This is a genomic window from Ruegeria sp. CDSB114, assembly GCF_059611025.1.
Window position 1 is genome coordinate 61,150 of sequence record NZ_JBXWOT010000009.1, and the last position, 21,208, is coordinate 82,357.

Consider the following 21,208-nt stretch of genomic DNA (forward strand, 5'->3'; position numbering starts at 1 on the left):
GAGGCACCCGTTGGCTGGCTTATGCGGTTTTGGAAAGCGCGAAAGCTACAGTTAACCAGAATGCACTGCGTATGGTCATTGCGCCGACCGTTCGCCATTCAAACGGCGTTCCACTAAGTGCCACTAGTATCAGAACAACGAACACCAATAGTGTAGATAAGCCAAGCAACCAGGCAATTCGTTGTGCCCAGATTGTGGATTTATAGAGCGCAAAAGCGCCTAACAAATAGATAAATCCAGCCAGAAAATTGAACCAAAGCACGAATGGAACTGCATCTCCGACTGCAGCACTGGCAGCAGCGCCCCCAAACAGGGCTGTTCCTCCCGAGAAAATGGTAAGGAGACCAAAGAGTGCTGCGGCTATCGTAACTGGGCGAACCCAAGGCGGAGAGGAAGGCATCGTTGTTTTCCTCAGAAATAAGATTGAATCTCGTGTCGTGGGCAATCTACCAAACGAACTGAAACGCACGCCCCTAATAGCAATTCTTCTCGCCATTTCCCTTGATCTTTATCATTGGGCTTAACTTGATACCCTTTGAAAAAATGTAGCGTCTGCGCGAGGTTTTTCGCAATAATTATGCGCTGTTACCCCTTTGAGATGACCCGTTTGCAACTCCTAACATTTTTCAAAATTGGTTCAGTTACCGTATATCTTCTGGAAATAGACGGACGACTACGCTCGAACCTGCAGTGAAATGTGTTGATTTGAGTCAAAGTTAACTACTGCAAGCTCGCCCATACTAACCCCTCACTAAGGAGGGAGTGCAACATGTTCAAAAAGATCGTAGTTGGCTTGGATGGATCTGAGGCGTCAGAAGCAGCTCTGCGCGTTGCCTGTGATATTTCAAGCAAATATGGCTCCCAGATTCACCTTGTTCATACACCTCAACCCCAAACCGTGGCGTTCGCAATGGGCGCATTGGCTGGCTATCACGCCGTCACGACAATGCCTTCAGACGAAGAGGTGCAGCAGGCAGCAAACAAGATTATTTCCTCTGGTAGAGAGATCGCCGAAGAGTACAATCAGACGGTTTCGCAAACGTATACCCAACGCGGTGATCCCGTAGACCAGATCATCGCATGTGCCGAGCAATGCAAAGCTGACCTGATTGTGACGGGCCGCCGTGGATTGGGAAGCATTAGTAGCCTAATTCAAGGGAGCACCTCTCTAGGCATCAGTCGGAATGCCACTTGTGCTGTTTTAACCGTTGCCTGAATTTCAAACTTGGCCCCAATCGGCGCTAAACGATGAGGATCGAAAAGTTCTGCGTTGAGATCTCGCGAAAGCGGAAGCTGAAGTAGACCTCATGGGTACCTATGGCCATGACCGCGCGCCAAACTGTGTTAGGTGGAACTATCCGAACTCAGAGGGAACAGGTAGGCTTCCGGTTTTATTTGCGCGTTAGTTCAAAGTCAGAAGACAGGCTTAAACTACCTGCTACGTAAACTCGTGCCAACTCTGGAGCGCCACATGAACCCCCCGGCCCTGTTCGATGCTCATAAACCCGCTGAAATTGCAACGTTAGTTGAGACTGCCGGGGTCGCAAAGGCAAAGCTGCCACTAGCACCCATGTTCGTTCTTGCGATGCTGGCTGGAGCATTCATAGGGTTTGGCGCAGCGGCCTATACGATGGCGGTCACAGGGGCAGACAGCGCTTCAGGGCCGATCCGCGTTCTGGGAGGAGCAGTGTTTTCCCTGGGCCTTATCCTGGTGATCGCAGGTGGTGCAGAATTGTTCACCGGCAATGTTCTGATGGTGATAGCAGCGGTCGATCGCAAGATACCGTTGCGGCTGCTGTTCCGAAGCTGGGGCATCGTCTACGTTGGTAACTTCGTGGGTGCCGTTGGGCTTGCATTGGCCTTCGCCCTGACCGGCTTGCTCGAGGGGCCGATGGGTAGCACTGCTATATGGGTAGCCAATGCCAAAGCGGGGTTGGAACCGATGGAGGCTTTCGCCCGCGGCGCATTGTGCAACGGGCTGGTCTGCCTTGCCGTATGGCTGTCCTTCGCAGCCCGCAGCGTCGCCGGAAAAATTTTAGCGGTCTTGTGGCCCGTCTCTGCATTTGTGCTGCTGGGGCTCGAGCATTCGATTGCGAACATGTATTTCTTCCCGCAGGGCTGGGCAGCGGGAGCAACAGTGCCGGTTTTCGCAGCGGCGGCCAATCTGCTATGGGTCACTCTGGGTAACATTGTCGGCGGGGCGGGAGGAGTTGCCTTGGCCTATTGGTTTGCTTATCTTGGCGGATCCAAACGGTAAGATCTGCTTCTTCGATTTAAGCACCCACCGGAGCGGAATGAACGGAAACAGATGGTTCTGAAGGCGTTGTCTAATAGCGCACTGGCTGAAGACGGCGCCGGGAATTGGACCGCTCATTTCCACTGTGCAAGTCGTCCTCTCGATCCTGATCTGAATCCTTCGCGAACATCTAATTTTATTGATCCCTGTCAAGATTGGCAAAGGTAAGATGTGATACAGTTGAGGCTGAAATTGGAGGGCTATTATGGAAGAATTAGTCGAGATTGGACGAACATTCGTTCAGGCAATGCGTGATCGCAGAGGTCTTGCAAACGTTGGTGAAATGTATGCAGAAAACGCTCAATCTATTGAGGCGGTTGTGCCTCCGGTTCGACAGTTTCGCATCACCAAGGGCCGGGATGCTATCAAAGGAAAAAGAGAGGATTGGCTGGCAGCTCATGAAATCGTCGAATTCGACGTGGATGGCCCCTATGTTCATCCCCCAAACCGCTTCGGTGTACGATATAAGGTCAACGTAACGCAGAAGGCTACAGGGCAACACATGACCTTGCGCGAGATCGCAGTTTATTCGGTAGCAGATGGGAAAATTGTACTAGAAGAGTTCTTCATGTTGCCGAAGTAGGAACGACAGCCAGCAACGCTGACGCAGTGTTGGTTTTATCTGCACGTTGGAAGCGTGACTCGTAAGAGCTTTGACACGACAGATGGACAACTGGGCATTTATTTCGACTATGGGATGCTTGCCCTTGCGCATCATTGCGACCAATTCGGCGCAGCCGTCATAGAGATTCACACCCCGAAAGCCTCATTGGGCCATGGATGTGGGCCAACAACCAGACCTGTGCCGCAATTTCGTACCCGATAAGCACTTGGACAATCATCAGATAGAACCTGTTTGATCCAACTCAAGGCATCACTTCGAGAGCGAGCTAAATTAGATTAGAAAATTAACTAATGTGCGCGGGGCCATGAGAAAGAACGTACGCGCAATTCTGATCGCCATAGCGCTCCTACTTGCAGGTGCAGCTGTTTACTTTTTCGTCGCCGAAGACAGTGATGAATTGCCGGCTGGGTTTGTACAGGGCAATGGGCGGATCGAGGCTGAACAAGTAGAAATCGCTCCAACATTTGCCGGGCGCGTTGCTCGGGTCATGGCAGCAGAGGGCAGCCTGGTTGCTTCGGGTGAACTGCTGGTTGAAATGGATACAGATGAATTATCTGCAGCCCTTGACCGTGCCAGTGCCGAGGTTGCGCTGGCGCGCCAAACCAAGGCCGAAGCCGAAGCCGTGGTCATCCAGCGAGAAAGCCAGCAGCGTCGCGCTTCGCAGGAGCTTGACCGGGCAAAGGCGTTGCTGGCCGGTCAGAATATCTCGATGACTGTCTTTGAGGATCGTGAAACCGCGTTTCAGGTTGCGGATGCCGTGCTGGGCGCGGCCAAGGCCCGGGTTGCAACGGCGGATAGCCAGATTGCCGCCGCAGAAGCCGAGGTGCGCCGGATTGCGGCACAAATAGAGGATGGTTCCCTCATCGCTCCCATGCCGGGGCGTATTCTGTATCGACTGGCCGAGCCCGGTGAGGTCGTTGGAGCGGGCGAACCGATCTTGACGTTACTCAGTTTGGAAAACGTCTATATGGAGGTCTTCCTGCCTGCACGCGAAGCGGGGCTATTGCCCATCGGTGCCGAGGCGCGCATCGTGCTTGATGCGTTGCCGGAATTTGCCATCCCAGCAACCGTAACCTTCGTCTCTCCCGAAGCTCAATTCACTCCCAAGCAGGTAGAAACTTTGAGCGAACGGGAGCAGCTGGTGTTTCGCGTTCGGGTTCGCATTCCCAGGGATTTGGTTACGGCGCGGATTGAGCATGTGAAGACCGGCCTTCGCGGCATTGCAATGATCCGACTTACTTCCGATGGCGCGTGGCCAGACGATCTGGATAGACGAATTCCACCCGAGCTGTTCGAATGAGCGCCGAGGGGGGCTCATCTGGTTTCTGCATCAACGGTGTCACACACACGTACCGACAGCATGTTGCGTTGGATAACCTTTCGCTGGTTCTGCCAACTGGCCAGCTTATCGGATTGATCGGGCCGGACGGGGTTGGCAAGTCAACGCTGCTGGGATTGATTACCGGCGCAAAGCAACTTCAGTCCGGGGAAATTGATGTTCTCGGGGGATCGATAGGTGACCACGCGCACCGTCACCGCGTGTGCCCGGCGATCGCATTTATGCCGCAGGGATTGGGCCGCAACTTATACGCGGAACTGTCTGTGCGTGAGAATCTCGAGTTCTTTTCACGTCTTTTCGGACAGGGGCAACAGGAACGTGAAATCAGGATCGCGGCCTTGCTGTCAGCGACCGGACTTGCGCCCTTTTCGGACCGGCTTATGGGCAAACTTTCGGGCGGAATGAAGCAGAAACTTGGACTGTGTTGTGCGCTGATCCACGACCCTAAGTTTCTGGTACTGGACGAACCGACGACCGGAATTGATCCCCTGTCGCGGCGCCAATTCTGGGCGCTGATAGACGCGGTCCGAGAAGAAACGCCCGGTCTCTCCATACTGGTTTCAACAGCCTATATGGAGGAAGCCGAACAATTCGATTTTATCGTAGCGATGGATGCCGGTCGGGTGATATTTCACGGCCCCCCTGCCAAGCTGAAGGGTAAAGCCCGGGATCTTGAAACATCTTACAGGCAGCTACAGGCGCGAGGAGAACTCCGGTTTGTGCCGAACAAGGTACCCATGCATCATCAAGGTGCAGACCCGGTGATCACGGCGCGTGGGTTGACCCGGCGCTTTGGCGATTTTACTGCCGTCGACAACGTCGAATTCTCGATCCACCGAGGCGAAATCTTTGGCTTCCTCGGATCAAACGGCTGCGGCAAGTCAACCACCATGAAAATGCTGACAGGTCTTCTGCCAGCAAGTGAGGGAGAGGCGCTGCTGTTCGGCAGACCGGTGGATGCGCGCGATCTTAGGATGCGCCGCGAGATCGGGTATATGAGCCAGGCATTCTCGCTTTATGGCGAGCTGACCGTTCAACAAAACCTCCAGTTGCACGCTCGCATCTTTGCGATCAAGGATCGTGTAGAACGCATTGATGAATTGGCCGAACGTTTCGGCCTGAAGGCACATATGGGCACGCTGGCGTCGGCGCTTCCGCTGGGTATCAAGCAGCGTCTTTCCCTTGCCGTCGCCGTGATCCACCAGCCTCGGGTGTTGATCCTGGATGAGCCAACCTCGGGCGTGGACCCCGAGGCGCGCGACTCGTTTTGGGCGCTGTTAATCGAGCTGTCGCGAGACGATGATGTAACGATTTTCGTCTCGACACATTTCATGACCGAAGCGGAGCGCTGTGATCGCGTTTCTTTCATGCATGCAGGCCGGGTATTAGCTGAAGGTACACCAGATGAGTTGATCGCAACGGCGCAGTCGGACAGTCTGGAAGGTGCGTTCATCGCTGTCCTGGAGGCCGTCGAGCCGCCCGCGCCGGTAGCAGCACCCAATGTTTCGGTTGATGCTGTCAACCCGGGCGCTGCCGGAAGTATCGGGCGCATACTGGCCTATGCACGGCGCGAAACAACCGAGGTTCTGCGCGATCGCGTCCGTTTGGCTTTTGCTTTCCTTGGCTCGGTGATCCTGATGTTGGTCTTTTGCTATGGGATCACTCTGGACATAGAAGACCTGGATTTCGCGGTACTCGACCTGTCTCAATCGCCTGAGAGTCGTACCTATATCGCCGAGATTTCTGGTTCGCGCTATTTCAACCCCACGGTGCCTCTGGCCAGTTTTGAAGACGGCCGCGAGCGGTTGGCCAAAGGAGACATCTCGCTGGTTGTCGAACTCCCACCCGATTTTGGTCGCAAGCTGCGCGCCGGCGAGCCAACTGAAGTCTTGGCAATTGTGGACGGTGCGATACCGTTCAAGGGTGAGACAATAGAGGGCTATGTGGCCGGGCTTCACAGTACGTTTCTGGAAGTACTGGCCCGCCAAAGTGGTGAGCAGTCGGTCGAAATCGCCCGCATCGAACCGCGCTTCCGATACAATCAAAGCTTTGAAAGTATCGCTGCAATGGCCCCTGCTATGCCTGCGATCCTGTTGATAATGCTGCCAGCCGTTTTGATGGCTGTTAGTGTCGCGCGGGAGAAAGAGTTGGGCACGATCACCAATTTCTACGCAACGCCAACGACGCGGCTCGAATTTCTGGTTGGCAAACAGATCCCCTACATTGTGATAGCGTTCGTCAATTTCCTACTTTTGGCAGCGATGACGATCTTCATTTTTGGCGTGCCCCTAAAAGGAAATCCGGTGCCCCTTGCAATTGGTGCTTTCCTATATGTTTGGGCAACCACATCTTATGGATTGCTTATTGCGACCATAACGTCGAGCCAGGTGGCCGCAACTTTTGCCACCGCTATCGCGTCGGTGGTGCCGACCATTCAATTCTCCGGGCTGCTACAACCGATCTCGACGTTGGAAGGCGGCGCCCAGACAATTGGATCGCTTTGGCCTTCTTCCTATTTCCTGCATCTAAACGTCGGCGCGTTCACCAAAGGTCTTAGCTGGGATGCACTTGCCCCCGACCTTCTGGCCCTAGCCTGTTTCGGGCCTACGCTAACCTTGATCGCTGCACTGTTACTCCGAGCGCAGGAGAAGTGAATGCAACGATTGTCCCGCATATTCTGGCTTGGTTTGAAAGAAATGATGAGCCTCCGGCGCGACTGGGTGATGATGGCGCTGCTTGTCTGGTCATTCACGCTGGCGCCCGTAATGGAGGCTACGGGCGTTTCAAACTCGGTCAACAATGCATCCATTGCATTTGCCGACGAGGATGGCTCGCCGCTTTCGCGCTCGCTTGCCTCAGCGGTTTTTCCGCCTGAATTCCAACCCGTTATCCAGATCGCACCGGGTACCGGGGCCGAAAAGATGGATGCAGGGCATTTCCTGTTTGTAGTCGCAGTACCCCCAGGGTTCGAGAAAGATGTTCGAGCCGGGCGCGCGCCTGAAATTCAGGTTTTGATCGATGCGACAGCGATGGAGCAGGCCGGAATTGGAGCGAACTACATCATCAATATCTTGAGCGCCGAGATCCGGCGCTTTGCCATCGGAGCAGAATTGTTAGACCCGCCGCCCATCGATATCATTGTGCGCAGCGCATTTAATCCAAATCGCGACACTGTTCGTTTCGCAGGTATCGTCGCGCTGATCGGCCAGATCATGTGGCTGACCACAATCCTTACCGGTGCTGCCATGATCCGTGAGCGCGAGCATGGAACAATCGAACACCTGCTGGCGATGCCGCTTACTCCATTTGACATTGCGGTCGCCAAGATCTGGGCAAACGCGGCGGTGGTTCTGGTAGCGACCGCTCTCTCGCTGACCTTTGTTATGCAAGACTTCCTGGGGATCAGCATCGCGGGATCGAAGGTGTTGTTTTTAATTGGCACAGCTCTCTTTCTCTTCACGGCGACGGCGCTTGGGGTGTTTCTTGCGACGATTGCGCGCTCAATGGCTCAATTCGCACTTTTGGTTATGCTGACGGTGCTTCCAATGTTGATGCTGTCAGGAGGAGAGACGCCAATCGAAGGGCAGCCCGGCTGGCTTCAGATCGGAACATCTATCCTCCCATCCCGCCACTACATGTCAGCCAGTCAGTCCATCATTTTCAAAGGTGCCGGGATCGAGACGGTCTGGGCAGAGTTCGTATGGATGGCGTGCTTGGGCGCGATCCTTCTGGCAACAAGTCTGCTGCTTTTTAGACGCTCGGTTGCGCAAGAGACCTAAATAAGTTTTTGCACCTGAGCAAAACTAGGCGGCTGACAGAACACCCGCTTGCGTAAGATCAATGGCCGCGCCCGTATTTTGGCACAATACTGCCTCGCCGGTATAGCACTAAAGGAGGAGGTTCAGGCGCTTGAAGGCAAACAGACCCAGCAAAACATCCAAATCAAGGACCATCAAATGACACTACGTGGCCAGAAGAAGATCACGCACGTTCACCATGATCGGGTCAACATGTATAGAAGGCCGGTCGGTCATTGGACCTCTCCTGATAGCATCACCTATTTGCAATCAACTCGACGGTAACAATTAACCGCCGGAGAACCGCGCCCGGGCATACTCTGATTGTGTGCTTTATTGCCAAACGTGGAAGTTTCGAGGTTGCCCATGATAGAGTGGGTATAGCGCTATTAAACAGAGATGGGCCATGCGGACACCGGACCAAGGCGACACAGGAGTTGATACAGGTAATGTCCGTGCATTCCTGGAGAGCTTGACCGGCCCGTCTCGTGGGACTGTAGTCTGGCTTGCCGACAACGCTGTGTCAGCCTCGGTTAGTCCGGACCGTACCTTGAGGCTAAGACCGAAAGAAGATGTGCCAGCTTATGACGAAGACATTGCGACTCTTCAGTGGTCAAATGACGGTTACACGTTAAACGCGTTGTCTGATCGGAATATCTGGGTCAATGGTCACAAGGTCGCTTCGGTTGACCTCAGGCACGGCGACATGATCGAATTCGGCGAAAAAGGCCCGATGTCCCGCTACAGGGTGTGCGACCACTCATTCCCTGCACATCGCACGGTCGAGGATATCCTAAGCGACGCGTACGCATATGCGAGAACAAGCCGTCGACCCTTTCCAAGAAAAATTTCCGGTGCACTGCGCGACAGTGGGCGTCGGCTAGCATCACAAACCACAATTCTCTTCAGGATCACCGTTATTGGCGCAATCCTTCTGATCGCCGTATTTGGGTATTTACTGTTTCAGAACGACAGGAAGCTGGCGGACAGCCTGGAACGAGAATCCCATAAGATCGAAGCGGTTGCCGTTATGCTGGCACAGACCCGGGAAGACTCGTTGACGCCAGAGGATTTGGGTGCACTCAAAGATGCTTTCGAAAGTCAGGTGCTGTCCACTGAGCAGCGTCTTGGCACGCTGGAGGAACGCGCAGGCGCATCAACGCGGATTATCACAGCCTCTACACGTTCCGTCGCGTTCGTCCAGGGCGCCTATGGATTGCGGCAGATCAAAAGCGGGAAATTGCTGCGGCATGTGGTTGGCCCCGATGGAAAGAATCTGCAAACGCCATTTGGACAACCGTGGCTCGAACCAGATGCGATGGGCGAACCTGCTGAGTTTCAGTTTACCGGAACCGGGTTTCTTCTACAGGACCCGCCTCTGTTGGTGACCAACCGTCATGTCGCCTTGCCCTGGACCACTGGCGACCGTGCACAAGCCCTTCAGGCCGCAGCGCTGGAGGCCGAGATGCTGAGTTTGCTGGTCTATTTGCCTGATCAAACTGTACCAATTAAGGCTGTCTTGCATAAAGCAAGCGAAACCGCAGATCTGGCGCTTCTCTCTATCGACTCCACACGCGTTCGGGGACTTGGGCTGTTACTTGCAGATGAGCCGCCGCGAGCGGGAGAGGAAGTTTTCCTGCTTGGATATCCAACCGGCCTGAAGGCTCTTATCGCGCAGGCCGGTCCGGGTTTTCTGAAAACGCTAGAGAATAAAGGCGCCGTGGATTTCTGGACAATTGCGACCCATCTTTCGGAACAAAATAAAATCCGGCCCCTGGCCAGCCGGGGAATCGTAGCCCAGACCAGTCCCGGCGCCATTGTCTATGATGCAGAGACCACAACTGGAGGAAGCGGGGGACCTGCGTTGAACCGAAACGGTAAGGTGGTTGCGATCAACGCCGCGATCTTACCCGAGTTTGGTGGTTCGAATATTGGCGTTCCGGTGTCGCACCTCAAGACACTTCTCAATGAAAGCGACTGATCCGCGTATTCATTCGCCTGTCCGATATGGTGAATTTTGCACAAGAAGAACCATAATCAGTGGGACTATGACAGAGATCAGGCCCACGGTAATCAGCAAATTCCCTAAGTGGCTATAGTCAGCGATGGATGCAACTGTACCCGTTCTGGGTTCGGTCACGACACGAGTCACGACAAATACCTGGTTTAGGTATTTTGTGCCCAAGCTGCTTGCCGACAATGCCATGTTGGTGAAAGAGGCCATGACAGCAAAAAAGGTCGCCTTGAGATGTGTCGGGGCGTTACGTGCGATCCAGGCCAGCATCGGGACCATCGCGATCTGACCCAGCGGTGACTCGACGGCTGTGTCGAGTATGGCGATGAACCTTGCATCCACAACCCCGCCTGTGTGCGCGGCCGTCCATTCATGCACTCCGTAGTACAAAGCAAGGTTAGGCAGGGCCAGCACTCCGGCGGCAATGGTGAGCAGTACCACCACCTGCGCGATGGAACGACTGGCCATAAACGGCCTGAGGATGATCAGGCCAAGCAGCGCTAGTAGTGAGGTCAGGAGCGCCAGAATTGCCAGAAACTGTTCGTCGAACCCTAGCTCGTCGATTTCGAACCAGGTCAATCCCGGACCAGGCAACGGGACCGCGCGAAAAACGAAAATAATTGTCGCCGTCCCGATCAGAACCTTGGCATGTTTCGGCTCCAGTTCCCTTAGCAGCCGTGACATGAGATAGAGAATGACCGTGAGCGAAACCGCAAAAACAGTCTCTTGCGCAAACGCAAAATTTGCGGTTCCCAACACAACGCTGAGTACAACAAACGCGAGACCTCCCAGCAGTATTTGCCACCTTACTTCGGTAGCTTGATCCGGTTTGTGTGGAAGGTGCCCAAGACTAACGAGGCGACGCTGTATCAGAGCATGAAGAACCACTCCGCTGATCGACAGTAAGGGGACAACCAGAGCGACGAGATAGACCTGACCATAAAGAACCAAACGATCGCTTTTATCCAGATCCTCCGCGCCCGAAAAAATCCAGATGTTAACCGCTGCGACTCCCGCAAACCCGGATATGATCGCAATCCTGCCCAGTGTCTGCATGGTAGTGTGGCGGGCACGAACTTCTTCATGCGTAAACGCGTACCCGTCTTGGTTGGTTTGTGGTACCGCTTCGACCGTCATGGCATCTGCCACGACGTCCTGAATGGCATAACCAGAAGGTGCCAGGATCAAGGCAACGACATACCAATGCTCAGGCAGCATGGCCCCGGCCATCTGGGCAGGCGCGGTCACAAGTCCATACATGATAAGCAACGAGGCCGTGATAAGAGACGCGCCAACCAATATCAGCAGCGATTTCCAACGCCAGAACAGATCCACCAGATGCCCAAGCGGCATTTTCAAAATCCAGGGCAGCCCGGCCCAAAATGCCAACCCCGCCACGAAAGCAGCAGATAGATTCAGATAGTCCTTGAGGAAAAACGCGCCAACGACGGATGTCAGTCCCGAAACTCCGGCCGCGAAGTACACCATCAACGGTGGCATGTAGGACCACTGTAGTTGCGCGACCAGATCAACGAATGTCCGGTGCCACCATTCAGATAGCCGCCTTCCAAGTGTAGGTCGATCAGTGTTCATACGTCATTCGGATCCCGTTCTGGCGACCTAACGCCGTCGGATTTTCTCTCAAAGAAACCCGGCGCCGAAAAGCAGGGTGCTGGTCAGCACACCAAGGATTGGCACGACAAGAGGTACGTGGAAATGTTGTCGGGTTGAATCCGGTTTCAACTTCAAAAAGATCAGCGAGAAATTGACTAGCACAAACACCCCCAAGACGATCTGAGATGTGCGTTCTGCTAGGGTGCCGATCGGCAGTGTTTGGGTCAGTAGAAGGATTAGCGCCACTACCAGCAGGGTTGCGACGACTGGTGTCTGGGTTACCTGTGGGACACTCGCCAGTATTTTTGGCAGATGATCCCGGTCGGCAAGGCCGTAGATTACCCGCGACGCCATGATCATCTGGATCAGGACGCCATTGACTGTTGCAACGACTGCGACTGCGGCAAACCCCTGTTTGATTACTTCGGGTGCATTTGAAAAAACCAAAGCAAGCGGGGCAGTCGAAGTCGACAAGGTATCGATAGGAACAACAAGCAGGACCGTAATTGAGGTCGCCAGATACAGACCCGTCGCCAGAACGAGCGTCAGCAGAATTGCCTTAGGAATTGTGCGAACTGGGTCTTTTACTTCTTCGGCGACGTTTGCCATGTCCTCGAATCCAACAAAGGCAAAGAAAGCCAGAAGCGACGCCGCGAAAATGCCCCGCCAAGCGTAGATCTCAAAGCCTGGAATCGTCTCGCTGAACGCAAAGCCTTGCGGATCCTGCACGGACATGCCCCAGCCAATCACAAACAGAAGCCCCGAAATCTCGATGATCGTGATCACTGCCGCCACAAATACTGATTGCGCAATGCCCCAGAGTGCAATCAGTCCCATAACCGACACGATGCCGATCGTAAGCAACGTGGTGCCAAGGTTGGTCAGGGTGTGAAGATAAGAGGCCGCTCCGATCGCAACGGCCGAAGCCGATATCACTCCCGAAGCAGCGACGGCGAGACCCACCAACACGGCAATCCAGTTTCTTTGAAACCCCGCTTCGACGTATGCCGCTTCTCCCGCGCTTACGGAATAACGTGTCGCGAGTTCGGCGTACGACAAAGCCGTCAACGAAACGACGAGCGCTGCAATGAGAAACGAAAAAGCGGCGTAAGGACCAGCGACCTCGGCGGTAGCACCGACAAGCACATAGATTCCCGCACCAACGGTGACACCGAGCCCGTAAAGCGTAAGCAACGGGGCAGTAAGCGCGCGTCGGAGTTTAGGTGTCGGTGGATCGGCCGTATGCATTGGCTTCACTCCTCAATGAACAAACGCCTGTGTACCGAAGCTACAGCGCGGTTAAGTACACCAGTCACTAACGAGGGGCTCGCCACCATTCATTCCGAGCCCCTGCGGTGGAATTTCCACGCTTTTGCAATTCCGCTTATCACCATGTTTGATTTGGATGCAGGCGATGAACGGCAATCCCGCTGAAACATTCATGCTTTACTATGTAATGTACCTTTTTGAATTGATCTATGTCATTGGTCGCCAAGAACCGACCAGCCAAGCGGAACCGACTGCAGTGTACTTACTTTCGTCGCAGTTTTTCCCAGCTGGTACTCAAAGGCTGAATATGAGCGAGATCAATGAAGCGTTCGCTCAATACCGCGTAGTCTAAACGCGAAATGCTGACGTTCGAGGAGGAACAGATGCCAGTTTATCGCGGACTTCTTTTGTCAATATTTGCTGCAAGTGCTGCACTGGCGCAGGATATTGACCTTCAAAACGGGCACAATCTCTACAGAACCTATTGCTGGCAATGCCATGGTTTCGAGGCCACTGGAGATGGTCCAATGGCGGAGATGCTGGCAATAAGGACGCCTGATCTGACCAGGCTTGCGGCCCAAAACGACGGTGTTTTTCCGATTGAGGAGGTGGCGCGTCAAATTGATGGTCGCGCACCATTGCTCGCGCATGGCGGAGAAATGCCCATTTTTGGACCAGCTTTGGATTCGGACCAAAAAGTTGCGCTGACTATGCCTGACGGCCAGCCGATGTTCGCAGGTGTGCCGTTGGCAAATGTGATTTATTATCTTGAGTCCATACAAATCGAGTAGGTTGGTACAAATGCTGCCATTAGATTGTAGAGCACCACCGCCCACGTTTGTTGACGCCGGTTGATCTACATTAAGGTTATTTTCTACCGGATTTGGTAACATTCAGCATTGGGAAGATGAGGAGGAATCTCCGATGCCTGAAGAGAAGCCAAAATCAAGCTACTCCAACCCACTTGTTGATGTTTTCAAGCAGATGCAACCGACTACTACGGCCAATCCGTTTTTAGGCGCTCAGCTTGAGCAATTCTGGGACACGCAGGAGAAATCACTGAAAGAGGCAGAGGCCTTTGCTCAACATTGGTTTGAGAGGCGTCACGAGGCTGTTCGAACCGCGCTAGAAGCTGCGCGCTCGGCGTCTGCTGTAGACCCGACTGATCCGGCGAAAGCACTGCAATCGATAGCAGAGTGGCAAAAGCATTCAGCCGAACGCCTCGTGGCTGACGCTCAGGAATGGTTCGAAACAGTTGCCCGATGTGCAGCATTTGCAGCGGAAACCGAAGCCGAAGCTGTGGAAAAAACAATAGATGATGTTGCAAGCACAGCAAAGAAAGCGGGTAAGTCTTCGAAATCCGAACCGGTTTAGAGTGCCGTATCACCGCGGAGGCCGGAATGATCGTAGCTGGAGCAATCGAAGGTCACTAACATGTATAAGAACATTCTGATTCCAGTCGCGCTGGACAAAGATCACGATACACAGGCCTCTTTTGAAGCTGCTCGTTTGCTAGCGAATGCCGATGCGGAATTCACAGTGCTCCATGTGCAGGAGCCGATCCCTGCATATGTGGCATCCCAGATACCCGAGGAAGTTCTGGTAAACACGCGAAAAGAGCTTCAGGAGGGCTTACATCGGAACGCTGCAGAGCTACCGGGTGCGAAACCGCGGCTTATCTCGGGGAGCGCTGGCCGAGCGATCGTTGATTTCGCAAATGAAAATGGCATCGATTGCATAGTGCTGGCCTCACACAAGCCGGGGATCGAGAACATCTTTATTGGGTCGACTGCGAACCGGGTCGTTCACCACGCCAATTGTTCTGTCCACGTGATCCGCTGAGTCGTTTTGTGGCAGGTGCTCCAAGTCGAATGCTGGATGCCCAGCATGGGACACAAAGACGACGGAGTGAAATTGGCGTTGCGAGCACGCGCAGCATGAAAATCGTATTCACGCTATGGGCTCTTTCAAGACCTTGGGTGCAGCGCAGCATTTCGGCTCAAGAACCACCCGCCATCGATTTGAACGGCCCTTAGCCGACATCCCTCAGCCATTTGAAATATTGCGTTAGCAACCCGCATTTCAGACATTCGCTGCGATTGCGAAAGCTAGCCTAGGTGAATTCTCACTCCGCGGTCGAAAGTGGCATCGCTACCTCAGACTTGTCTCATTCATTGCTAGGTTTCGAAGGCTACAACAAACTCCAGCCAGCTATCGATGCCGGAGGTCAAGATCTGGGGCCAGGCACGAAAGCAAATCTGAGGGCACATGCGAATTTGATTCTCTAAACCTTTTTTCAATTGAATCGCGCCAATCAAACGACGTTCGTAACATCACAACCTTGTCTCGGGTTCGCCAACAAAGAATTTTAGAACCGATAAGTCGCGCCTAGCACAGGCCCCGACTGATCAAATGTAAAATCGTTGCCGTCGATTTCATGATCGAATGAGATATAGCGATAGCCACCGCGGATCAGCCATCTGTCGTTGATTGCGTAATCTGCCGTCAGCAGAATCTGCCAGGTTTCACTGTCGCTGCGGAAGCCTCCGTAGTCGACAAAACCGGAGCCCGACCACTTATCCGAGAACTGTACCCGTGCTCTGGCGCCGATGACAGGGTCGGTCCAGCTATCGTCTGCCGTTGTTGTGCGCCCCGGTGCCGCGCCGGGTAGAAGGGTAAATTCCGTTTCGGTGCTGAACCACCGGAAACCCCCGGCGACGTCAACGGTGATAGTTGGCGCTTCATACACTCTGTAGCCAACATAGCCACTCAGGTATTGTGTGGTAAATGATGTCTCCAGACCCGAGCCGACAGGTCCAGGAGCGCTGTTACTGAAAGATAAGTCTGTGTAGTTGTAATCTGCAAGTATCAGCCAACGTCCGTTGGTGGCCGAGAACGCACTCATAAAGGCAAAATCGAGGTTTTCCAACGCATCCGAAAAGCTGAGCGTACCGTCCAGAGTGCCCAAAGGTGTGTCCAATGTAGTCTCTGTTTCCGGCATGAACAGGTAGATTGTGGCCTCATATGACCAATCTGATTGTTGTGCCGAAGCCGCTGTGGCCACAGATGCAAAAAAAGCTACTCCGCAAGCGTAGCTTTTCACCCAAATTGACGAAATCATTCTGTCCCTCCCGTCAAACAATCAAGTTTGAATAAATGGTCTTTGGTTTGTGGTTGTTTGGCTATGGGCCTCATTCTACAGCTCCTTCGGTTGCCATCGAACCGCTGCCGACACGATTAATATCTGTGTTCGGGAAGAACTCGGACCAGACATGCCAGAATGTGCCTGCGCGCAGGGTTTCGACACGTTTTAGCTGACCCTGATCTGAATGGCCCCAAAAATCGCATTGGCTCACAGGTTGACCAAAGTCGTTGTACCAAACGCCTAGGCTTTCATACTTTGGATCCAAGCTGACCACGACATTTCGTCCGCCGACATTGGCATTCACGATCCACTCGTTCTCGACGATGAAATCATCAGTCCAGCAAACCGCATCCTTACCGATCGTAATTCCCCAAACGTAGGTTTTATTTGGTAACCGATCGTCTGAACGATCCATGTTGTCCATCACGGGCGCGTCTTCCTGATGCTGGCGTCCGATGCCCCAGCCAAACGTGATCTCGGTCATCATATCCAGCAGGCGCAAAAATGGGTTCGGGGATGGCTTGTTCAGAAATACCTCACCGTCAGGATAGGCCTTCTGAAACCCGCGGAACGTCATTCGAAAGGTTGGCCAGGGCTCCATTTGCGCTTCGGGTCGAAGAGGGCAGGCAGGACCGTCGGAGTTAGGGTCGCGGTCCGCCTCGCGGAAACCATAGATGTGCTGGATCGGCTCGCCCGTGTCGTTATCGCGCAGGATTAGGTTATTGCCATGCTGGGCCAAAACCTCGAGATTCAACCGTCGTCCTTCTATTCGCGGAATGTAACCCTGACCCAGATTGGCCATAGCGCAATAGGTCATGACCACGTCTTCACCACCCAAGCCATCTACATTCCCGGCCAGATGAGGGCGCATAATCTGCGCATCCGGGTGCGCGCGGGCTTGGCCGTTGTTTTCGATGACTATGACGGGCGCAGTTGGTCCGACATATTTGCGGGCTTCTTCAATTGGAAAGTACTGTGCGTCATTGAGCTGGTTCCTTAGACCCAAATGCACCCAAACGTAGGGAAACCCATAAAGAAGAAGAGTAAGCACAGCCGCTATGAGCCAAAGCCAGAAAGGGCCACCGCCCAAAAGGAAATGCGCAAGTGTTGCCGCTGCAAACCCGCCAAGTCCGATACCGATCAGGCGATATTCATTGCGGATAAAGCGCACCATATTCTCGCGCTTTACCTTCAGCAGCATTTGAGAGACGTCGCCAAGGTCTCTGAAATAGACAAAGCCGATCCCAAGGGATGTGATCAAACCCAGTGCAAAGAAAAGTAGTCCAATCATGTGATGATCCTAAAGGCTTTGGTGCGTCGCTGCCATTATCGGTGTTATTGCTGCGGGGCTTGGCGTTTGATCAGGAACGCCTCAACCGCTTGTCGCGATTCTGGGCGCGTGTTTTCAATCCCTTCATAGGGCACGCCATAGGCCGGCGGACTATCTGGATATTTCTCTTTACGGGCCATGTGTCGGCCCAGAATTCGCACAAACTCCTGTCCACCCCAGGCGCCAACCTCGGTTGAGACTGAAAATTCTTCGCGAGTGTCGCGATATAGGTCAAAGAATTCGGCGGCGATGGGGTTTTTGCCAGGTGGCGGCAAGATGAGTTTGAGTTGATCTTTGACGACGGCTTCGGGTTTTTTGTCTGAATAGATGATCACGTGGTCGCGGCGCGATTTTGCTTCGTCGTCGAAAAGCAATGCAGCAGATTGATCCACGCCGTCAATCAAGCGATCGCGTGGGACAAACTGATCGGCACCGGCGAAGCGAGCCATCGTTGTATAGAGATCGGAGATGTGGATGATGCTGTTGAGAAGGCCATCTGCTGTGATCATGCCGGGCCACCGGATAAATGCATCAACCCGTACACCGCCCTCGGTGGTATCGGCTTTACCGCCACGAAAGATCATCGGAGTGAACCCTGATTGCGGTGAGTACTTGGTGAAATGACCGTTGTCGCCCATTACTATAACGATTGTATTCTCAGCTAAGCCGAGCTCGTCAATTCTGGTGAACAGATCACCAAGCCATTGATCCAGCAACTGCATCTTGTCGACATAAAGTCCGCCGTTAGCGCTTTTAGGACCCGTTCTGCCGGTTCGTGTGTTGTCTAGCGGAATCATGGGCCAGTATTGCAGGAAGAATGGTTCTTCATCGCCAGCCAAACGCTCCAACTCCTCCATGGTCTTGTCCTGGAAGGCTTGGTTCATCTCGTCATACTTTGCGGCGTTCCAGCGCTCGCCAGGTTCCATTCGGATTTCGCGGATCGGGCCGCCAGCTTCGCCTTCAATAACGGTCATCATGGCCGAGGCATCAGGACGGAACCACTGGTCGATGGTGTACTTATCATCGTAGTCCCGAATAGCCACCGAAACCTGTTCCTTGATCGCGTCATCATGGAAGATCGTTAGTTGCCCCTGTTGGTGGATTGCATGCTGGGCATAATCGAACCCCTGATTCATCGCCCAGCTTTCTGAAATATCCCCCATGTGCCATTTGCCAACGTGGCTGGTAGAGTATCCAGCCTGTTTTAGTACTTCCGCCAGTGTAACCTCTTCCCCTGGAAGGCCTTCCCCGGCGATATCAACCTGTGTGTTGCCCATTCCCATACGGACGGGTAGCCGCCCGGTCATTTGGGCAACGCGGGTCGGGGTGCAGGACGGTTCGGTATACATCCGAACCATACGCATCGCTTCATCAGAGAAATCATTGATGTTGGGCGTCTCATAGCCCCGGACGGCATTCAACTCGGGTATTCCCATATCTCCGAAGCCAAGATCATCGATCAAGACACTGACTATGTTTGGGGGTTGCCCCTTGTTCCTATCTCGAAAAGCCGCCAGAGCCTCATCAACAGCGATGTCATCTTGCACCCATTTATCCGCGTGTTGTGCCTGCAAAACATAAAACTCAGCATCGTGTTGGATTGGGCCTTCCTGCGCTTGCAAGGGTGGTGCCGTAACGCCTGCACAAAAAACCAGAAGCCATTGTAGTTTCATTCCGTCTCCCCCAGGTTTGAAGCCGAGCTTCGGTGTTTGATCTTAGATGCGTTAACCATTTGTAACATCGTTATATTCAAATATTTACTTAAATTTGCGACGTCACTGCCAACTCATGAATACATCACGGGTCAGTTCAGTTTCCGGACGCAGGTTTTCGATGCCCTCATAAGGGGTACCTTTGCCGATCTCTGAATGTGGATATTTGGCGATCATTTTCTGGTGGCGCTTTATCATATCCTGAAAAGATGCACCGGCCCAAAGCGAGTAGCCAACCAACGGGTGTTCCTCACGAGGGTCCCGATAGATGTTATAGGTTGGAGCAGCCGCGCCGGGTTGACCAGGGGCAGGAAGGTGCATCTTGAATTCTTGTTTAACGACCGAGCGCAAGACAGGACCTTCGTAGACATAGACATAGTCGCGCCGACCGTTCCCCTCGCCGTTCAACAGCAACGCCGTCTGGTCAATGCCGTCTATCACACGGTCCCTTGGGATAAAGGCGGTGGCTCCGGCAATTCGCGCCATTGTGGTGAAGATATCTGAAACATGAACGATGTCGCCAGCTGCAGTGTTGGGTTCGATCACACCGGGCCAGCGAATGAACGCATCGGTTCTTACTCCGCCTTCAAGATGCTGAGTTTTGCCTCCGCGATAGATTAGTTGGTTCAGGCCGGATGAGCCTTCATAGTGATACATCAGACCATTATCTGCCATCAGAACAACAATTGTGTTGTCCGCCGTGCCGGTTTCTTCAAGCTTGGCCAAGAGATCTCCGATCCATCCATCAAGCAGTTGCAGCTTGTCCGCATGAAACCCGCCATTTCGTGAAATTGCCTGATCCGGATAGACGAAGTTCAACGGGTACAGCGGCCAGTATTGCAAGAAGAACGGCGCATCCTCGGAGGCTACACGTTCGAGTTGCTCCAGCGCCTGCCGTTGATATCGTTCGTTCATCTCTTCATATTTGGCCTGCGTCCAAACCTCACCGGCTGACATGTCTACTTCCAGGGCGGGCCCACCGGCTTCGGCCTCGACACCGGTGACAAGACCATATGGCTTGAAGCGCTCATCCAGCAGGAACTGATTGTTCTGCCCCTCGGGCACGTAGCCGAGCATGGCGTTGGACCTCATTGCCTCGGGGATCATGAGGCTCAGCTGCACTTGCTGGTGTAGTGGAAATGCGGCCCAGTCGAATCCCTGATTGTGTGGGTACGATTGCTCAATGTCACCTTGGTGCCATTTGCCGATATGCGCCGTATTGTAGCCGACTTGTTTCAGTATCTCCGGCAATGTCACTTCGCTGGTCGGAAGACCTTCTCCGACCAAAGCCACTTTGACCTCTTCGACACCGGCGCGTATTGGGTGGCGCCCTGTCAGCATTGCGGTACGTGTGGGAGTACAAGAGGGTTCGGTATACATGCGCATTAGCGACATGCCTTCGGTAGCCAACTGATTGATGCTGGGTGTCTCGATCCCCATGACGTAATTCATCTTGCGGTCACCCATCTGACCAAAGCTTACATCATCGATCAAGATGTAGAGGAAATTAGGAGGCTTGCCGCCATTGGCCGCACGAATTTCGGTCAGCTTGGCGTCGACTTCAACGTCTTGCGCATCCCATGACTCACCAAACTGCGCGCGAAGGAATTCGAACTCGCCGTCATGAACAATCGGGGTTTCCTGAGCAAGCGCGGAGCCGGCACCAATCAACAACGCAGGCAAAATGTATCTATGTCTCATGTCAAACCTCCAAATCTTTGTTCCGTACCGATTCCGAATCAAGGCCATGCGCCTGCAGCCGTCCGTCAATACTGCTGCGCAGGTCCGAAAGGCTTTCTGCCAGATCGGCGAGATAGCGCATCTGAAGAACAGACTGCGACCTTGGCGGCACCGCCAGTTCGGCGAAGACCTCTTTGTAGTCGCGGCAAATTCGATCAAACTCTTGGTCTTTTGCCCGCAGGTCCTGCAGCAGGCGACCCGCTTCGGGAAATTGGGATTCAAAGAACTCATCATCCGTCATTGGCAGCGCCCTTCAGGCATTCGTTTGCCAAGCATGCATCCAACAGAATATGTATTGAACGTATAAAGCCGCATGCTACCGTAGCA

Annotated in this window: 19 protein-coding genes; 11 read left to right on the forward strand and 8 right to left on the reverse strand. The window is 53.6% G+C overall.

What is annotated here, in order from left to right; all coding sequences use genetic code 11:
* Positions 1-19: 19 nt before the first annotated feature.
* Positions 20-400, reverse strand: a complete 381-nt coding sequence (locus AC2FIP_RS16845) for a hypothetical protein (RefSeq protein ID WP_496705689.1) — start codon at positions 398-400, stop codon at positions 20-22.
* Positions 401-769: 369 nt separating this feature from the next.
* Here AC2FIP_RS16845 and AC2FIP_RS16850 point away from each other — a divergent pair, with 369 nt between their 5' ends.
* The 7 genes from AC2FIP_RS16850 (at position 770) to AC2FIP_RS16880 (ending at position 10,038) form a co-directional block, all read left to right on the forward strand.
* On the forward strand, positions 770-1,216 hold the full coding sequence (locus tag AC2FIP_RS16850; protein WP_496691984.1) for a universal stress protein: 447 nt from the start codon (positions 770-772) through the stop codon (positions 1,214-1,216).
* Positions 1,217-1,471: 255 nt separating this feature from the next.
* Positions 1,472-2,257, forward strand: coding sequence for a formate/nitrite transporter family protein (locus AC2FIP_RS16855; protein WP_496787332.1), 786 nt, complete (start codon positions 1,472-1,474; stop codon positions 2,255-2,257).
* Positions 2,258-2,501: 244 nt separating this feature from the next.
* Positions 2,502-2,879: a SnoaL-like domain-containing protein gene (locus AC2FIP_RS16860; RefSeq protein WP_496787333.1), complete on the forward strand. Its 378-nt coding sequence runs from the start codon at positions 2,502-2,504 to the stop codon at positions 2,877-2,879.
* Between the two features lie 346 nt (positions 2,880-3,225).
* Positions 3,226-4,221: an HlyD family secretion protein gene (locus tag AC2FIP_RS16865; protein ID WP_496787334.1), complete on the forward strand. Its 996-nt coding sequence runs from the start codon at positions 3,226-3,228 to the stop codon at positions 4,219-4,221.
* Positions 4,218-6,914 (forward strand): ribosome-associated ATPase/putative transporter RbbA, encoded by a 2,697-nt coding sequence (gene rbbA / locus AC2FIP_RS16870; RefSeq protein ID WP_496787336.1) that lies wholly within the window; start codon positions 4,218-4,220, stop codon positions 6,912-6,914. Before AC2FIP_RS16865 ends, rbbA begins: the two co-directional genes overlap by 4 nt.
* On the forward strand, positions 6,915-8,039 hold the full coding sequence (locus AC2FIP_RS16875) for an ABC transporter permease (protein WP_496787338.1): 1,125 nt from the start codon (positions 6,915-6,917) through the stop codon (positions 8,037-8,039).
* Positions 8,040-8,463: 424 nt separating this feature from the next.
* Positions 8,464-10,038 carry a trypsin-like peptidase domain-containing protein gene (locus AC2FIP_RS16880; RefSeq protein WP_496708952.1) on the forward strand — a complete coding sequence of 525 codons (1,575 nt, stop codon included), beginning with the start codon at positions 8,464-8,466 and terminating at the stop codon, positions 10,036-10,038.
* A 9-nt stretch (positions 10,039-10,047) separates the two neighbouring features.
* On the opposite strand, the gene AC2FIP_RS16885 is transcribed toward AC2FIP_RS16880, so the two are convergent.
* Together AC2FIP_RS16885 and AC2FIP_RS16890 are read right to left on the reverse strand one after the other, a co-directional pair.
* Positions 10,048-11,664: an MFS transporter gene (locus AC2FIP_RS16885; protein WP_496787340.1), complete on the reverse strand. Its 1,617-nt coding sequence runs from the start codon at positions 11,662-11,664 to the stop codon at positions 10,048-10,050.
* 48 nt (positions 11,665-11,712) lie between these two features.
* The gene (locus AC2FIP_RS16890; protein WP_496787342.1) at positions 11,713-12,933 is read right to left on the reverse strand and encodes an APC family permease; all 1,221 of its coding nucleotides are present in this window, start codon (positions 12,931-12,933) and stop codon (positions 11,713-11,715) included.
* Between the two features lie 166 nt (positions 12,934-13,099).
* Here AC2FIP_RS16890 and AC2FIP_RS16895 point away from each other — a divergent pair, with 166 nt between their 5' ends.
* From AC2FIP_RS16895 to AC2FIP_RS16910, 4 genes are all read left to right on the forward strand, one after another.
* The gene (locus tag AC2FIP_RS16895) at positions 13,100-13,306 is read left to right on the forward strand and encodes a hypothetical protein (RefSeq protein ID WP_282021709.1); all 207 of its coding nucleotides are present in this window, start codon (positions 13,100-13,102) and stop codon (positions 13,304-13,306) included.
* Between the two features lie 31 nt (positions 13,307-13,337).
* Positions 13,338-13,745: a c-type cytochrome gene (locus tag AC2FIP_RS16900; RefSeq protein WP_142636019.1), complete on the forward strand. Its 408-nt coding sequence runs from the start codon at positions 13,338-13,340 to the stop codon at positions 13,743-13,745.
* Positions 13,746-13,878: 133 nt separating this feature from the next.
* Positions 13,879-14,328: a phasin family protein gene (locus AC2FIP_RS16905; protein ID WP_496787344.1), complete on the forward strand. Its 450-nt coding sequence runs from the start codon at positions 13,879-13,881 to the stop codon at positions 14,326-14,328.
* A gap of 60 nt (positions 14,329-14,388) precedes the next feature.
* Complete coding sequence (locus AC2FIP_RS16910) at positions 14,389-14,796, forward strand: universal stress protein (RefSeq protein WP_496787346.1); 408 nt, start codon at positions 14,389-14,391, stop codon at positions 14,794-14,796.
* Between the two features lie 526 nt (positions 14,797-15,322).
* On the opposite strand, the gene AC2FIP_RS16915 is transcribed toward AC2FIP_RS16910, so the two are convergent.
* From AC2FIP_RS16915 to AC2FIP_RS16935, 5 genes are all read right to left on the reverse strand, one after another.
* Complete coding sequence (locus AC2FIP_RS16915) at positions 15,323-16,075, reverse strand: outer membrane protein (RefSeq protein ID WP_496698882.1); 753 nt, start codon at positions 16,073-16,075, stop codon at positions 15,323-15,325.
* Positions 16,076-16,145: 70 nt separating this feature from the next.
* A complete protein-coding gene (locus AC2FIP_RS16920) occupies positions 16,146-17,390 on the reverse strand; it encodes a DUF3179 domain-containing (seleno)protein (protein ID WP_496787348.1) in 1,245 nt (414 codons plus the stop codon).
* A gap of 44 nt (positions 17,391-17,434) precedes the next feature.
* Positions 17,435-19,102: a sulfatase-like hydrolase/transferase gene (locus AC2FIP_RS16925; RefSeq protein ID WP_496787349.1), complete on the reverse strand. Its 1,668-nt coding sequence runs from the start codon at positions 19,100-19,102 to the stop codon at positions 17,435-17,437.
* Between the two features lie 102 nt (positions 19,103-19,204).
* Complete coding sequence (locus AC2FIP_RS16930; protein WP_496787351.1) at positions 19,205-20,842, reverse strand: sulfatase-like hydrolase/transferase; 1,638 nt, start codon at positions 20,840-20,842, stop codon at positions 19,205-19,207.
* A 1-nt stretch (position 20,843) separates the two neighbouring features.
* Positions 20,844-21,122 carry a hypothetical protein gene (locus AC2FIP_RS16935; protein ID WP_142639695.1) on the reverse strand — a complete coding sequence of 93 codons (279 nt, stop codon included), beginning with the start codon at positions 21,120-21,122 and terminating at the stop codon, positions 20,844-20,846.
* Between the last annotated feature and the right edge of the window lie 86 nt (positions 21,123-21,208).

Excerpts from the sequence above, each read along its gene's own strand:
- AC2FIP_RS16845 (WP_496705689.1), bottom strand. The coding sequence starts at position 400 with ATGCCTTCCTCTCCGCCTTGGGTTCGCCCAGTTACGATAGCCGCAGCA.
- AC2FIP_RS16850 (WP_496691984.1), top strand. The coding sequence starts at position 770 with ATGTTCAAAAAGATCGTAGTTGGCTTGGATGGATCTGAGGCGTCAGAA.
- AC2FIP_RS16855 (WP_496787332.1), top strand. The coding sequence starts at position 1,472 with ATGAACCCCCCGGCCCTGTTCGATGCTCATAAACCCGCTGAAATTGCA.
- AC2FIP_RS16860 (WP_496787333.1), top strand. The coding sequence starts at position 2,502 with ATGGAAGAATTAGTCGAGATTGGACGAACATTCGTTCAGGCAATGCGT.
- AC2FIP_RS16865 (WP_496787334.1), top strand. The coding sequence starts at position 3,226 with ATGAGAAAGAACGTACGCGCAATTCTGATCGCCATAGCGCTCCTACTT.
- rbbA (WP_496787336.1), top strand. The coding sequence starts at position 4,218 with ATGAGCGCCGAGGGGGGCTCATCTGGTTTCTGCATCAACGGTGTCACA.
- AC2FIP_RS16875 (WP_496787338.1), top strand. The coding sequence starts at position 6,915 with ATGCAACGATTGTCCCGCATATTCTGGCTTGGTTTGAAAGAAATGATG.
- AC2FIP_RS16880 (WP_496708952.1), top strand. The coding sequence starts at position 8,464 with ATGCGGACACCGGACCAAGGCGACACAGGAGTTGATACAGGTAATGTC.
- AC2FIP_RS16885 (WP_496787340.1), bottom strand. The coding sequence starts at position 11,664 with ATGAACACTGATCGACCTACACTTGGAAGGCGGCTATCTGAATGGTGG.
- AC2FIP_RS16890 (WP_496787342.1), bottom strand. The coding sequence starts at position 12,933 with ATGCATACGGCCGATCCACCGACACCTAAACTCCGACGCGCGCTTACT.
- AC2FIP_RS16895 (WP_282021709.1), top strand. The coding sequence starts at position 13,100 with ATGAACGGCAATCCCGCTGAAACATTCATGCTTTACTATGTAATGTAC.
- AC2FIP_RS16900 (WP_142636019.1), top strand. The coding sequence starts at position 13,338 with ATGCCAGTTTATCGCGGACTTCTTTTGTCAATATTTGCTGCAAGTGCT.
- AC2FIP_RS16905 (WP_496787344.1), top strand. The coding sequence starts at position 13,879 with ATGCCTGAAGAGAAGCCAAAATCAAGCTACTCCAACCCACTTGTTGAT.
- AC2FIP_RS16910 (WP_496787346.1), top strand. The coding sequence starts at position 14,389 with ATGTATAAGAACATTCTGATTCCAGTCGCGCTGGACAAAGATCACGAT.
- AC2FIP_RS16915 (WP_496698882.1), bottom strand. The coding sequence starts at position 16,075 with ATGATTTCGTCAATTTGGGTGAAAAGCTACGCTTGCGGAGTAGCTTTT.
- AC2FIP_RS16920 (WP_496787348.1), bottom strand. The coding sequence starts at position 17,390 with ATGATTGGACTACTTTTCTTTGCACTGGGTTTGATCACATCCCTTGGG.
- AC2FIP_RS16925 (WP_496787349.1), bottom strand. The coding sequence starts at position 19,102 with ATGAAACTACAATGGCTTCTGGTTTTTTGTGCAGGCGTTACGGCACCA.
- AC2FIP_RS16930 (WP_496787351.1), bottom strand. The coding sequence starts at position 20,842 with ATGAGACATAGATACATTTTGCCTGCGTTGTTGATTGGTGCCGGCTCC.
- AC2FIP_RS16935 (WP_142639695.1), bottom strand. The coding sequence starts at position 21,122 with ATGACGGATGATGAGTTCTTTGAATCCCAATTTCCCGAAGCGGGTCGC.